At 67.5% G+C, this 13,171-nt stretch carries 12 protein-coding genes; 10 read left to right on the top strand and 2 right to left on the bottom strand.

What is annotated here, in order from left to right:
- The first annotated feature begins 94 nt into the window (after window positions 1-94).
- The 8 genes from ACIPRI_RS01265 to ACIPRI_RS01230 all read left to right on the top strand — a co-directional run bounded on the left by ACIPRI_RS01265 (window position 95) and on the right by ACIPRI_RS01230 (window position 9,920).
- Window positions 95-997: a LysR family transcriptional regulator gene (locus ACIPRI_RS01265; protein WP_446587687.1), complete on the top strand. Its 903-nt coding sequence runs from the start codon at window positions 95-97 to the stop codon at window positions 995-997.
- A gap of 42 nt (window positions 998-1,039) precedes the next feature.
- On the top strand, window positions 1,040-3,004 hold the full coding sequence (locus ACIPRI_RS01260; protein WP_446587685.1) for a DNA topoisomerase IV subunit B: 1,965 nt from the start codon (window positions 1,040-1,042) through the stop codon (window positions 3,002-3,004).
- Window positions 2,982-3,800 carry a lytic transglycosylase domain-containing protein gene (locus tag ACIPRI_RS01255; RefSeq protein WP_446587683.1) on the top strand — a complete coding sequence of 273 codons (819 nt, stop codon included), beginning with the start codon at window positions 2,982-2,984 and terminating at the stop codon, window positions 3,798-3,800. Before ACIPRI_RS01260 ends, ACIPRI_RS01255 begins: the two co-directional genes overlap by 23 nt.
- A 6-nt stretch (window positions 3,801-3,806) precedes the next feature.
- Window positions 3,807-6,185, top strand: coding sequence for a DNA topoisomerase IV subunit A (parC, locus tag ACIPRI_RS01250; protein ID WP_446587681.1), 2,379 nt, complete (start codon window positions 3,807-3,809; stop codon window positions 6,183-6,185).
- Window positions 6,185-6,367 (top strand): hypothetical protein, encoded by a 183-nt coding sequence (locus ACIPRI_RS01245; protein ID WP_446587679.1) that lies wholly within the window; start codon window positions 6,185-6,187, stop codon window positions 6,365-6,367. The genes parC and ACIPRI_RS01245 overlap by 1 nt, the downstream gene beginning before the upstream one ends.
- Before the next feature lie 135 nt (window positions 6,368-6,502).
- Entirely contained in the window at window positions 6,503-7,168 is a 666-nt protein-coding gene (locus ACIPRI_RS01240) for an alpha/beta hydrolase (protein ID WP_446587677.1), read from the top strand.
- A gap of 170 nt (window positions 7,169-7,338) precedes the next feature.
- Window positions 7,339-8,892, top strand: coding sequence for a glutamate--cysteine ligase (gshA, locus tag ACIPRI_RS01235; RefSeq protein ID WP_446587675.1), 1,554 nt, complete (start codon window positions 7,339-7,341; stop codon window positions 8,890-8,892).
- Window positions 8,893-8,987: 95 nt separating this feature from the next.
- On the top strand, window positions 8,988-9,920 hold the full coding sequence (locus ACIPRI_RS01230; RefSeq protein ID WP_446587673.1) for an SDR family NAD(P)-dependent oxidoreductase: 933 nt from the start codon (window positions 8,988-8,990) through the stop codon (window positions 9,918-9,920).
- 3 nt (window positions 9,921-9,923) lie between these two features.
- Here ACIPRI_RS01230 and ACIPRI_RS01225 read toward each other — a convergent pair whose 3' ends face one another.
- Complete coding sequence (locus tag ACIPRI_RS01225; RefSeq protein ID WP_446587671.1) at window positions 9,924-10,304, bottom strand: HPF/RaiA family ribosome-associated protein; 381 nt, start codon at window positions 10,302-10,304, stop codon at window positions 9,924-9,926.
- A gap of 76 nt (window positions 10,305-10,380) precedes the next feature.
- On the opposite strand from ACIPRI_RS01225, the gene ACIPRI_RS01220 reads away from it, so the two are divergent.
- Both ACIPRI_RS01220 and ylqF read left to right on the top strand, forming a co-directional pair.
- A complete protein-coding gene (locus ACIPRI_RS01220; protein ID WP_446587669.1) occupies window positions 10,381-11,247 on the top strand; it encodes a D-amino acid aminotransferase in 867 nt (288 codons plus the stop codon).
- A 7-nt stretch (window positions 11,248-11,254) separates the two neighbouring features.
- The gene (gene ylqF / locus ACIPRI_RS01215) at window positions 11,255-12,208 is read left to right on the top strand and encodes a ribosome biogenesis GTPase YlqF (RefSeq protein WP_446587667.1); all 954 of its coding nucleotides are present in this window, start codon (window positions 11,255-11,257) and stop codon (window positions 12,206-12,208) included.
- 28 nt (window positions 12,209-12,236) lie between these two features.
- Here the strand turns inward: ylqF and ACIPRI_RS01210 are convergent, their stop codons facing one another.
- On the bottom strand, window positions 12,237-13,094 hold the full coding sequence (locus tag ACIPRI_RS01210) for a restriction endonuclease (RefSeq protein ID WP_446587665.1): 858 nt from the start codon (window positions 13,092-13,094) through the stop codon (window positions 12,237-12,239).
- Between the last annotated feature and the right edge of the window lie 77 nt (window positions 13,095-13,171).

The following is a 13,171-nucleotide window of genomic DNA, read 5'->3' as shown; positions in this document are numbered from 1 at the left end:
CATGCACCGCACGATAGGCAGGCCGCGACTGCGGATAAAGATGGGTAGAGTTCCGTTCAAGCCGGACATCAATGTCCGTAATGAGGAAACACCCATGGACAGCCTCAGTGGCTTCAATGTTTTCGTGCAGGTGGCCGAGACCCGCAGCTTCGTGGCCGCCGGGCGGGCGCTCGGCGTTTCGGCGTCGGCCGTGGGCAAGCGCGTGGCGCGGCTGGAAGAGCGGCTTGGCGTGCGGTTGTTCCACCGCAGCACGCGCAGCATCACGCTGACGGCCGAGGGTGTCCAGTTCCTGGCGCGCAGCCGGCGCGTGCTGGCCGAGATCGAGGCGGCCGAGGCGGAACTGTCGCATTCGGCCGGCGCACCGCGCGGGCGCTTGCGGGTCAGCCTGCCGGTAGTCAGCGGCCTGGTGCTGCCGGCGCTGGCAGACTTCATGGCCGCCTACCCCGACATCGTGTTGGACCTGGACTTCAGCGACCGCCTGGTCGACGTGATCGAAGAGGGCTTCGATGCCGTGCTGCGCACCGGCGAGCCGCACGATTCGCGCCTGTCGGCAAGGCGGCTGGGTGCCTTCACCCAATGGCTGGTCGCGTCTCCCGACTACCTGGCGCGCCACGGCGAGCCGCAAACGCCGGCGGAACTGGCGCGCCATGCCTGCCTGCACTACCGCTACCCGGCCACCGGCAAGATCGAGGCATGGCCACTGCCTTCTGGCGAGGACGGCGCGCCGCCGCGCGTGCCGGTCTCGATGGTCTGCAACAACATCGAGACCCGCTTGTGCTTCGCGCTGCGCGGCCGCGGCATTGCCCTGTTGCCGGACTTCAGCGCGCGCGAGGCGCTGGACCAGGGGCTCCTGCGCCGCGTGCTGCGCGCGCATGTCGAGCCGCAGAGCATTGCGCTGCGCGTCATGTGGCCCTCGGGACGACAATTGCCGCCCAAGGTGCGGGTCTTCATCGATTTTCTGAGCGAGCGGCTCTTCAGTCCGGCGCGCACTGTATGAGTATCCAGTAAAGTGCCCCGCCGGTCACTACAATCCGCCCCCATGGCAACCACTCCCGCGTATTCGGAGGGCTCGATTCGGGTCCTCAAGGGGCTCGAGCCCGTCAAGCAGCGGCCGGGCATGTACACCCGCACCGACAACCCGCTGCACATCATCCAGGAAGTGCTGGACAACGCCGCCGACGAGGCGCTTGCCGGCTATGGCAAGAAGATCAAGGTCACCCTGCACGCCGACGGCTCGGTCAGCGTGGAGGACGACGGCCGGGGCATTCCCTTCGGCCTGCATCCCGAGGAAAAGGCGCCGGTGGTGGAGCTGGTCTTCACCCGGCTGCACGCGGGCGGCAAGTTCGACAAGGGCTCCGGCGGGGCCTACAGCTTCTCGGGCGGCCTGCACGGCGTGGGCGTGAGCGTGACCAACGCGCTGTCCAAGCGGCTCGAGGTGCAGTCGCACCGCGAAGGCCAGGTGGCGCGTCTCGCCTTCTCGGCGGGCGACGTGATCGAGCCCCTGCAGGTGCGGCCCGCCGAATCCGGCGAACGCCGCCTGGGCACCACGGTTCGTGCCTGGCCCGACGGAAAATATTTCGAATCGCATGCGCTGCCGATCCACGAGCTGACGCACCTCCTGCGCAGCAAGGCGGTACTGATGCCCGGCGTGGCCGTCACCCTGGTCAACGAAAAGACCAAGGAAACGCAGCAGTGGCTCTACAAGGGCGGCCTGCGCGACTACCTGATGCAGACCCTCAATGGCGATCCGGTGATCCCGCTGTTCGAGGGCACGGGCTATGCCGACAAGAACGCCGACAGCTTCGCCGAAGGCGAGGGCGCCGAATGGTGCGTGGCCTTCACCGAAGAAGGCCAGCCGGTGCGCGAGAGCTACGTCAACCTGATTCCCACCAGCGCCGGCGGCACGCACGAGAGCGGGCTGCGCGACGGCCTGTTCAACGCGGTCAAGAGCTTTGTCGAGCTGCACTCGCTCTTGCCCAAGGGCGTGAAGCTGCTGCCCGAAGACGTGTTCGCGCGCGCTTCCTACGTGCTGTCGGCCAAGGTGCTGGACCCGCAGTTCCAGGGCCAGATCAAGGAGCGCCTGAATTCGCGCGATGCGGTGCGGCTGGTGTCCAGCTTCGTGCGCCCGGCGCTCGAGCTGTGGCTCAACCAGCACGTCGATTACGGCAGGAAATTGGCCGAGCTTGCCATCAAGGCCGCGCAGACTCGCCAGCGCGCGGGCCAGAAGGTGGAAAAGCGCAAGGGCTCGGGCGTGGCCGTGCTGCCGGGCAAGCTCACCGACTGCGAGAGCAAGGACATCGCCCACAACGAAGTCTTCCTGGTCGAGGGCGACTCGGCCGGCGGCAGCGCCAAGATGGGCCGCGACAAGGAAAGCCAGGCCATCCTGCCGCTGCGCGGCAAGGTGCTCAACACCTGGGAAGTGGAGCGCGACAGGCTGTTTGCCAACAACGAGATCCACGACATCTCGGTGGCCATCGGCGTCGATCCACACGGCCCCGACGACACGCCCGACCTCTCGGGCCTGCGCTACGGCAAGGTCTGCATCCTGTCGGATGCGGACGTGGACGGCTCGCACATCCAGGTGCTGCTGCTCACCCTCTTCTTCCGCCATTTCCCGAAGCTGATCGACACCGGGAACGTCTACGTGGCCAAGCCGCCGCTGTTTCGCGTGGACGCGCCGGCGCGCGGCAAGAAGCCGGCGGCCAAGATGTACGCGCTGGACGAGGGCGAGCTCACCGCCATCCTCGACAAGTTGCGCAAGGACGGCGTGCGTGAAGGCGCCTGGACCATCAGCCGCTTCAAGGGCCTGGGCGAGATGAGCGCCGAGCAGCTGTGGGAAACCACCCTCAACCCCGACACCCGGCGCCTGCTGCAGGTGCGCCTGGGCCGGCTCGACTTCGTCCAGACCCAGAGCGAGATCACCAAGCTCATGGGCAAGGGCGAGGCGGCGGCGCGGCGCGAACTCATGGAATTGCGCGGCGATGATGTCGAGGTCGACATTTAAGTGGCTGGCCGTGCTGGCCTGGCTCGCACTTGCTGCGGGGGGCGCGCGCGCCGCCAACATCTACGGCTACGTGGATGAAAAGGGCGGGGCGCATTTCGCGTCCGAGCCTTTGGATGCGCGCTACCAGCTCTTCTTCAAGGACGGCCAGAGCTTCGACACCGCCAAAGGCCTGGCGCCGCCGCGCGGCAAGGGAGCAACGCCTGCCGCGCGCAGCCTGCTGGTCATGTTCGACGCGTCGCCGGGCTACCAAGGCGCCAAGCGGGCCCTGCGGGATGCCTCGCGCGCCCACGCCATCGACTATGAGCTGCTGCAGGCCCTGATCGCCACGGAGTCGGGCTTCGATGCCCAGGCGGTATCGCCCAAGGGCGCGATCGGCCTGATGCAGGTGATGCCGGACACCGCGCAGCGCTACGGCCTGCGCACCGACGCCAAGTCGACGCTGGAAGGCAAGCTCTTCGATCCGCGCACGAACATCGCCACCGGTTCGCGCTACCTGCGCGACCTGATGGCGCTGTACCCGGGGCAGCTCGAGCTGGCGCTGGCCGCCTACAACGCCGGCGAGGGCGCGGTGCAAAGGGCTGGCAACCGCATTCCGAACTACCCCGAAACACAGAACTACGTCAGCACCGTGCTGCAGCTTTACGCCTACCTCAAGCCCGCGGCCGCCATCCAGGCAGGCCAGGCGCCGGGGCGCGTGCGCATGGAGCTGCTGGTGCCCAAGGGTGGCGCGCTGGGGCGCGGCAACGTGCCTTCGGCGCCGCAGGGCACAACACAGACGCAATCAAGCGATAGATAGAACAAGATGGACTCTTCCCAACCGACGCTCGACCTTTTGCCGCCCGACGACGACGGCGGCCTGACCCTGGGCGACTACGCGCAGCAGGCTTATCTGGAATACGCGCTTTCCGTGGTCAAGGGCCGCGCGCTGCCCGACGTCAGCGATGGCCAGAAGCCGGTGCAGCGGCGCATTCTTTACTCGATGTCGCGCATGGGCCTGGGCTTTGGCGGCGCCAATGGCACCGTGGGCGCCAAGCCGGTGAAAAGTGCGCGCGTGGTCGGCGATGTGCTGGGCCGCTTCCACCCGCACGGCGACCAGGCCGCCTACGACGCGCTGGTGCGCATGGCACAGGACTTCGCACAGCGCTATCCGCTGGTGGACGGCCAAGGCAACTTCGGCAGCCGCGACGGCGACGGCGCCGCGGCCATGCGCTACACCGAGGCGCGGCTGGCCCGCATCACCAGCCTGCTGCTCGACGAGATCGACGAAGGCACGGTGAACTTCGTGCCCAACTACGACGGCAGCACCAACGAGCCCAGCCTGCTGCCGGCGCGCCTGCCCTTCGTGCTGCTCAACGGCGCCAGTGGCATTGCGGTGGGCCTGGCCACCGAGATCCCCAGCCACAACCTGCGCGAGATCGCCGACGCCTGCGTCGCGCTGATCAAGAGCGGCGGCAAGCTCAGCGACGAAGAGCTGCTCGGCCTCATCCCCGGCCCGGACTATCCGGGCGGTGCGCAGATCATCAGCAGCAGCGCCGACATTGCCGAGGCCTACCGCACCGGCCGCGGCTCGCTCAAGGTGCGCGCCCGCTGGAAGATCGAGGAGTTGGCGCGTGGCCAGTGGCAGCTGGTGGTCAACGAACTGCCGCCCGGCGTCAGTACGCAGAAGGTGCTGGAAGAAATCGAGGAGCTCACCAATCCCAAGGTGCGCGCCGGCAAGAAGGCGTTGAGCGCGGAGCAGACGCAGCTCAAGGCCTCGGTGCTGGCGGTGCTGGACGTGGTGCGCGACGAATCGAGCAAGGACGCACCGGTGCGGCTGGTGTTCGAGCCCAAGACCAGCCGCATCAGCCAGGAAGAATTCACCACCACCTTGCTGGCCCAAACCTCGCTGGAAAGCTCCGCGTCCATCAACCTGACCATGGTGGGCATCGACGGCAAGCCGGTGCAGAAGTCGCTGCGTCAGATGCTCGTCGAATGGGTGCAGTTCCGCGAGACCACGGTGCAGCGCCGCTCGCAGCACCGCCTGGACAAGGTGCTGGACCGCATCCACATCCTCGAGGGCCGGCAGCTGGTGCTGCTCAACATCGACGAGGTGATCGCCATCATCCGCGCGGCCGAGGACCCGAAGGCGGCACTGATCGCGCGCTTCTCCTTGAGCGATCGCCAGGCCGAGGACATCCTTGAAATCCGCCTGCGCCAACTGGCGCGGCTGGAAGCCATCAAGATCGAGCAGGAGCTCAAGGGCCTGCGCGAAGACCAGAAGAAGCTGGAAGAGATTCTGGGCAGCCCGGCCGCGTTGCGCCGCCTGCTCATCAAGGAAATCGAGCAGGACGCCAAGACCTTCGAGGACCCGCGCCGCACCCTGATCCAGGCCGAGAAGCGCGCCGTCGCCGAAGTGCGCTTGGTGGACGAGCCGGTCACCGTGATCGTTTCGCAAAAGGGTTGGGTGCGCACGCAAAAAGGCTGGGCCGCCGATCGCAGCACCCCGCCGGAATACAGCTTCAAGTCGGGCGACGCGCTCTACGAGGCCTTCGAATGCCGCTCGGTCGACACCCTGCTGGTGTTCGGCACGGCCAAGGACAAGAGCGTGCGCATCTACACCGTGCCGGTGGCTCAGCTCCCCGGCGGGCGCGGCGACGGCCAGCCGGTCACCACCCTGATCGAGCTGGAAAGCGGCACGCACGTGGCGCACTTCTACGCCGGCCCCGTGGGTGCCAGCCTGCTGCTGGCCAACAGCGGCGGCTATGGCTTCATCGCCACGGTGGAAAACATGATGTCGCGCCAGCGCGGCGGCAAGGCCTTTGTCGACGTGGGCGAGGGCGAACAGCTGTGCCGTCCCTCGCTGGTGGGCGGCGCCGGCGGCGCCGAGCCGCAGCCCATGGCCACCCATGTGGCCTGTGCGTCGACGGCGGGCCGCATCCTCACTTTCGAGATCGCCGAGCTCAAGGCGCTGCCCAAGGGCGGGCGCGGGCTCACGCTGATCGACCTGGATGCCAAGGACTCGCTGGCAGGTGCCGCGGCCTACACGCGCAGCGTGAAGATCGAAGGCATCGGCCGAGGCGCCAAGGCGCGCGACGAGACGCTGGAGATCCGCTCGCTCAACAATGCCCGCGCCGGCCGCGGACGCAAGGGCAAGGCGGCCGACCTCGGCTTCAAGCCGACCTCGATCGTGCGGGTGCAGTGATGAACCTGGACATCGGCCTCCTCGGCATCCTCATCATTGTGGTCAGTGGCGTGATCAGCTTCGTCGTGGGACGCAAGCTGTCGGAAAAGCGGCGCGCGAAAAAGCACAACGAAAAGCGCGCCGCCGAGCTCGCCTCGCAAAGCCGCCAGGTCCGGCGCGCACATAAACGGCGCAAGCAATGAGCCCACCCCCGAATCTCCGCGCACTTCGTGTCGCTCCGGATCCCCCCTCAAGGGGGCGACACCAACGGCCTGGCAAAGCCAGTTCCGCGGTGTCTCTGGCTTGATTCGGATCCCTCACCTCCAACAGCCTATTCCATGTCCCTTTCTCCCGTCGAAATCGAAACCGGCCCCCATCCCACTGCTTCCATCGTGCTGATGCACGGCCTGGGCGCCGACGGCAACGACTTCGTGCCGATTGCGCAGGAGCTGGATCTGTCCGGCGTGGGCCCGGTGCGCTTCGTCTTTCCGCATGCGCCGGTGATGCCGGTCACCGTCAACGGCGGCTACCAGATGCCGGCCTGGTACGACATCTACGGCCCGAACCTGGTGCAGCGCGAGGACGAGGCCGGCCTGCGCCGCTCGCAGGCCAGCATCGAGGCGCTGATCGCCAAGGAAAAATCGCGCGGCATTGCGTCCGGGCGCATCGTGGTGGCGGGCTTCTCGCAAGGCTGCGCCATGGCCCTGATGACCGGCTTGCGCCATCCGGAAAAGCTGGCCGGCATCGTCGGCCTGTCGGGCTACCTGCCCCTGGCCCAGACCCTGGCCGCCGAGCGTCATGCAGTCAACCAGGACACGCCGATCTTCATGGCCCACGGAAACGCCGATCCGGTCGTGCCGCTGGCGCGCGCCACTGCCTCGCGCGACGCGCTGGCGCAGCTGGGCTACAGCATCGAGTGGCACCAATACCCGATGGCGCACTCGGTCTGCATGGAGGAAATCGCCGATCTCAACGCCTGGCTGCTGCGCGTCCTGGCGTTCTGAGCCCCCAGGGCCGGGCCAGCCCGGCCCGCCCCCCGAGGGGGATCAAGCCAAGTGGCAGAGCCACATTTTCTTGAGAGTCGCCCCGCCGGGGGCGCTTGACCGTCCCCGAGCAAGGCTTGCCGGCCCGTGCTAACTTCCAGCCCCACAAAAGAACGACCGGTCCTATCGATATGAGCACATTGCAGGAGCGCCTGGCCGCACTCTCGCCCGCACGCCTCCTGGGAATGCGGCGCGGGATCGAGAAGGAAAGCCTGCGGGCGCAACCCGACGGGTCGCTGGCGCTGACGCCGCATCCGGCAGAGCTGGGCTCGGCGCTGACGCATCCGCATATCACCACCGACTTCAGCGAATCGCAGGTCGAGCTGATCACAGGCGCCCACACCGAGGTCGAGGCCTGCCTGCAGGAGCTCATCCGCATCCACCAGTTCACCTACCGGGCGCTGAAGGACAACGACGAACGGCTGTGGGTGTCGAGCATGCCCTGCGGCCTACCGGCCGACGAGACCATTCCGATCGGGCGCTACGGCTCTTCCAACGTGGGCCGGGCCAAGAGCGTCTACCGCATGGGCCTGGCCTACCGCTATGGCCGGCGCATGCAGACCATCTCGGGCATCCACTACAACTGGTCGCTGCCCGAAGTCACGAGCGAGCAGTACTTCGGCCTCATCCGCAATTTCCGGCGCCACGCCTTCCTGCTCCTGTACCTGTTCGGCGCCTCGCCGGCGCTGTGTTCCAGCTTCGTGGCCGGGCGCGCGCACGAGCTGCAGCCCATCGGCGAAGGCAGCATGTACATGCCGCACGGCACGTCGTTGCGCATGGGGCGGCTGGGCTACCAGAGCGATGCGCAAGCCTCGCTGGCGGTGAGCTACAACAGCCTGGACGGCTACGGCGCCTCGCTGGAAGACGCGCTCACGCGCCCATGGCCGGCCTACGAGGCGATCGGCATCCAGGGCCCGGGGGGCGAATACAACCAGCTGGCCACCAGCCTGCTGCAGATCGAGAACGAGTTCTACGGCACGATCCGCCCCAAGCGCACCATCTTTACCGGCGAGCGCCCGCTGCACGCATTGCGCGAACGCGGCGTCGAATACGTTGAAGTGCGCCTGATGGACCTCGACCCTTTCGAGCCGGTGGGCATCCAGGCCTCGACCATGCGCTTCCTGGATGTGTTCCTGATGCACTGCCTGCTGTCGGACAGCCCCAACGACACGCCGGCGGAAATCGCCGAGCTGGCGCGCAACCAGCACCTGGCGGCAGCGCGCGGGCGCGAGCCCGGCCTGCAGCTGGCGCGCAATGGCCGCGAAGTGACGCTGACCAATTGGGGGCTGCAGCTCATCGAGCAATTCGGCCCCATCGCCGCCGCGCTGGATGCGGCGCATGGCGGCACGGCGCATGCGGATGCCGTGCGTGCAGCCGCAGCGGCACTGCGTGCGCCCGACAGCCTGCCTTCGGCGCGGGTGCTGGCGGCCATGGCCCAGGCGCACGGCAATTCCTTCGTCTCCTTCGTGCGCGCGCGCTCCGAGGCCACGCGCAAGCATCTGATGGGCCTGCCCTGGGCCGAGCACGAGCACGCGCATTTCGAGCAGATGACTCAAGACTCCATCCTGGCGCAGAAGAAGATCGAAGAGGGCGACACCTTGCCCTTCGAGCTCTATCGCCAGCAATACGTTTCTGCCGATCGCCTGGGGCTGCGGCGTCGCGCGGCACTCACCTCTACCCTCTAGACACGGCTGTGCGCCGCATGCCTGCCCTGGCGGCAGGCGTTGCGACAGCGTGCGCCACAAGCTTTCATCATCACATCGACAGCAGGAGACTTCGCATGAGCAACAACGACAACAAGATCGACTTCAAGGGCCGCGTGGCCATCGTCACCGGCGCCGGCGGCGGCCTGGGCCGCCAGCATGCGCTGGCATTGGCGGCGCGCGGCGCCAAGGTGCTGGTGAACGACCTGGGCGGCACCGTCAGCGGCACGGGAGGCGGCTCGCCCACGGCGGCGCAGGCGGTGGTCGACGAGATCAAGGCGGCTGGCGGCGAGGCGATTGCCAACGGCGCCTCGGTCACCGATTTCGTGGCGGTGCAGGCCATGGTCAAGCAGGCGGTCGATGCCTGGGGCCGGGTCGACATCCTGGTGAACAACGCCGGCATCCTGCGCGACAAGAGCTTTTCAAAGATGGAGCTGGCCGACTTCCAATTGGTGGTGGACGTGCACCTGATGGGTTCGGTGAATTGCACCAAGGCCGTCTGGGCCTTGATGAACGAGCAGAAGTACGGCCGCATCGTGATGACCACTTCGTCGTCGGGCCTGTACGGCAACTTCGGCCAGAGCAACTACGGCGCCGCCAAGCTGGCGCTGGTGGGCCTGATGCAGACCCTGTCGATCGAAGGCGCGAAGAATGACATCCGCGTCAACTGCCTGGCGCCCACCGCGGCCACTCGCATGACCGAGGACCTGTTCCCCAAGGAAATGCTGGAGGCCTTCAAGCCCGAAGCCGTGGTGCCCGCGATGCTGGTGCTGGCCAGCGAGCAGGCGCCCAACCGCACCATCCTGTGCGCCGGCGCCGGCACCTTCGAGGCGGCCCACATCACGCTGACGCAAGGCGCGTACATCGGCATCGGCGCGCATGCGCCCGAGGCGTTGGCTGCGCGCCTGGCCGAAGTCAGCGATCGCGCCAACGAGCAGGTGCCGCAGAGCGGCACGGCCCAGGGCAGCAACGAAGTGGCCAAGGGGATGGCCGCCAGCGGCCGCGGCTGATCTTCAGTCAGCCGGCTCTTCGTCGGGTGCGGCGCCGATGGCGTCGTTGCTGCGGATCGAATCACGGCGGCGGTGATCGGCCACGCGGCCGAGCTTGCTCTCCAGCAGGTGCTTGAGTTTCTCCAGCGCGCCGCGAAAGGCCTCGTCGGTGCCGCTGGCGTGCTGCGTGACCGCCACCGGCGCCTGGCGCGCCAGGCGCGCCTCCATCACGCAGCGCTTGTCGCTGGCGCCGCCCTTGTCGGGCGAACCGGCCGCCAGGTGCACCTCGATGCGGGTGATGTCGCCGGCAAAGCGGATGAGGGCCTGCTTGATCTCGCCCTCGGCCCAGCGCTCCAGCGCTTCCCTGTTGTCGATGCCGTTGCTCGTGTTGACCTGCACTTGCATTGCCGAGGCTCCCGTTCGCATTGCCGACGATGCATGATGGCGCTTTTTACACCCCAACGCCAACCCGATTGTTGCCATGGTTCAACTGCCCGATACCCTTTGCTACCTCAACGGTGAATACACCCCGCTCAACCAGGCCAAGGTCTCGGTGCTGGACCGCGGCTTCATTTTTGGCGACGGCATCTACGACGTGGTGCCGGTCTATGGCCGCAAGCTCTTTCGCTTTGCCCAGCACCTGGCGCGGCTGGACCGCAACCTGGGCAAGCTGCGCATCGCCAATCCGCACAGCAGCGACGAATGGCTGGCGCGCTGCCGCAAGCTGATTGCCGCGCATGCCAGCGAGGACCAGATGATCTACATCCAGGTCACGCGCGGCGTGGCGCCGCGCGACCATGTGATGCCCAAGGACATCGCGCCCACGGTGTTCATCATGGCCAGCGCCATGAAGCCGCCCAGCGCGCAAGCGGTGCGCGAGGGCGTGGCCTGCGTCACGGCACAAGACTTCCGCTGGGAGCGTGGCGACATCAAGAGCACGTCGCTCTTGGGCAACGTGCTGGCGCGCCAGGTGTCGGCCGACGTCGGCGCCACCGAGACCATCCTGTTTCGCGAAGAGCAGCTCACCGAGGCTTCGTCCTCCAATGTCTGGGTGGTGCAGGGCGGCGCGGTGCATGGCGTGCCCAAGAGCGAGCATGTGCTGGAAGGCATCCGCTACGAGCTGATCCGCGAGCTGTGCGAAGACGAGGGCATTCCCTTTTCGCTGCAGCCCGTCAGCGCGGCCCAGGTGCGCGGTGCCGACGAGCTGATGATCAGCTCGGCCAGCAAGGAGGTACTGCCGGTGGTGCTGCTCGACGGGAAGCCGATCGGCAGCGGCCAGCCCGGGCCGGTGTTCGAGCGCCTGTACAGCGCCTACCAGCGAGCCAAGGCAGCGCAGTCGACGCCCTGAAAAGACGATGCCGATCCAATGGTTCCCAGGTCACATGAACGTGACCAAGAAGGCGATTACCGAGCGCATGACCGAGATCGACGTGGTCATAGAACTGCTCGACGCCCGCCTGCCCGGCTCCAGCGCCAACCCGATGCTGCACGCGCTCACCGGCCACAAGCCGCGCCTGAAGGTGCTCAACAAGCAGGACCTGGCCGACCCGGAGGTCACGGCGCGCTGGCTGGCGCACTACAACGCCCAGCCCGAGACGCGCGCCATCGCGCTGGACGCCAGCGAGCGCGCCCCGGCGCAGCAGCTGGTGAAGGCCTGCCATGCATTGGCGCCCAATCGCGGCGGCATGGCCAAGCCAATGCGCGTGCTGATCTGCGGCGTACCCAACGTGGGCAAGTCCACCCTGATCAACACGCTGCGGGGCGAGCGCAAGGCCAAGACCGGCGACGAGGCCGGCATCACCAAGCTGGAGCAGCGCATCACTCTGGCCGACGACTTCTACCTGTGGGACACGCCCGGCATGCTGTGGCCGCGCATCATCGTGGACAAGAGCGGCTACAACCTGGCGGCCAGCGGCGCCGTCGGCCGCAACGCCTACGACGAGGAAGAGGTGGCGCTGGAGCTGCTCGACTACCTGCGCCAGCACTACGCGAGCGCGCTGGAGGCGCGCTTCAAGCTCGACGCGCCGATTGCGCCGCTGCGCGACGAGGACGTGCTGGAAGCCATCGGCCGCAAGCGCGGCGCCCTGTTGGGCAAGGGCCGCGTCAATCTGCAGAAGGCGGCGGAGATCGTGATGAACGAATTTCGCAGCGGCACGCTCGGCCGCGTCAGCCTGGAAACGCCGGATGAGTTTGGGCAGTGGCTGGCCGAGGGCGAGCAGAAAGAAGCACAGCGCCAGGCCAAGAAGGCGGCGCGCAAGTCCAAGCAGCGCGGCGGTGGCGCGGATGCTTCGGAGCTGGCCGCCGATTGAGCCGTGTGAGCCGCGTGGCCGACGGCATTCAGCCCGGCCCGGCCTGCTCCCCGCAGGCAATGTCCAGCAGCGCCTGCTGCTCTTCGGGGCTGCGGTGTGCAATGAGTTTCAGGAGCGCCGCGCCATCCTGCATCTGGATGCCGTTGGCCTTGGCGAACTCCATGGCTTCGGAATCGAAGGTGGTGCTGGTGACGTAGGTTCCGTGTGCCAGGCCCTGCGTGCTCATCACGCGAAGAAAATCGCGCAGCTGCGGCGCGCTGACCGACCGGCCTTTCGTCAGGTGGCGGCAGCGCACGACGCGCGGCTCGGACATGTGGCGCGACTGAACCCAGATGTCGATCACGTCCCCGTCGCCGGCTTGGCCGTGGACGCTGGTGGCAAAGCCGGCCTGCTTGAAGAAGGCCCGGCACAGCGCCTCGAACTGGCGCTGGTCGATGCGGCTCAGCACGCGCGGGCTCCAGCTGGTTTCGCGCGGCGCCGCGACTTCATCCGCGCCATCGTCGCCCGCGACAGGATGCACGGCAATGGTGTCGACGAAGTTGGGTTCCAGCTCCGGCACCGCGCCGCCGCGGCCCACGCCCAGCGCCTGCAGCACCGAGGGGCGCGTCATGCCTTCATGCGGGTCGTCCTCTGCCGGCGCATCGGTGTGGCCGGGCAGGGGGCGTGCGATGCGCTGGAAGCCCAAGTAGATCAGGCCCAGCACCAGCGCCAGCCATGCCACCGGCCGCAGCGCCTGCGCCACCGTGGCGAACAGGCTGTCTTGCGGCAACTGATGGGAAGCGAGCAGCACCAGGAGCCCCAGCAGGGCCACCAGCCAGCCCTTGGCGCGGGAGGCCGCGGAGCTTGTGCTCTTTCGCCCGCGTCGTACTCGGTCAGGGTCGCTCATGGCATCCATGGGGCGTGTAACCAAAAGTTGTAGTGCGATGGAGTGTACGAGTTTGGTGACGAAATTGACACAATTCA

Source organism: Variovorax sp. LARHSF232 (assembly GCF_052871435.1).
Note: the sequence above shows the minus strand (reverse complement) of the source record. Positions and strands in the feature narration are given on the sequence as shown.

Excerpts from the sequence above, each read along its gene's own strand:
- ACIPRI_RS01265 (WP_446587687.1), top strand. The coding sequence starts at position 95 with ATGGACAGCCTCAGTGGCTTCAATGTTTTCGTGCAGGTGGCCGAGACC.
- ACIPRI_RS01260 (WP_446587685.1), top strand. The coding sequence starts at position 1,040 with ATGGCAACCACTCCCGCGTATTCGGAGGGCTCGATTCGGGTCCTCAAG.
- ACIPRI_RS01255 (WP_446587683.1), top strand. The coding sequence starts at position 2,982 with ATGATGTCGAGGTCGACATTTAAGTGGCTGGCCGTGCTGGCCTGGCTC.
- parC (WP_446587681.1), top strand. The coding sequence starts at position 3,807 with ATGGACTCTTCCCAACCGACGCTCGACCTTTTGCCGCCCGACGACGAC.
- ACIPRI_RS01245 (WP_446587679.1), top strand. The coding sequence starts at position 6,185 with ATGAACCTGGACATCGGCCTCCTCGGCATCCTCATCATTGTGGTCAGT.
- ACIPRI_RS01240 (WP_446587677.1), top strand. The coding sequence starts at position 6,503 with ATGTCCCTTTCTCCCGTCGAAATCGAAACCGGCCCCCATCCCACTGCT.
- gshA (WP_446587675.1), top strand. The coding sequence starts at position 7,339 with ATGAGCACATTGCAGGAGCGCCTGGCCGCACTCTCGCCCGCACGCCTC.
- ACIPRI_RS01230 (WP_446587673.1), top strand. The coding sequence starts at position 8,988 with ATGAGCAACAACGACAACAAGATCGACTTCAAGGGCCGCGTGGCCATC.
- ACIPRI_RS01225 (WP_446587671.1), bottom strand. The coding sequence starts at position 10,304 with ATGCAAGTGCAGGTCAACACGAGCAACGGCATCGACAACAGGGAAGCG.
- ACIPRI_RS01220 (WP_446587669.1), top strand. The coding sequence starts at position 10,381 with ATGGTTCAACTGCCCGATACCCTTTGCTACCTCAACGGTGAATACACC.
- ylqF (WP_446587667.1), top strand. The coding sequence starts at position 11,255 with ATGCCGATCCAATGGTTCCCAGGTCACATGAACGTGACCAAGAAGGCG.
- ACIPRI_RS01210 (WP_446587665.1), bottom strand. The coding sequence starts at position 13,094 with ATGAGCGACCCTGACCGAGTACGACGCGGGCGAAAGAGCACAAGCTCC.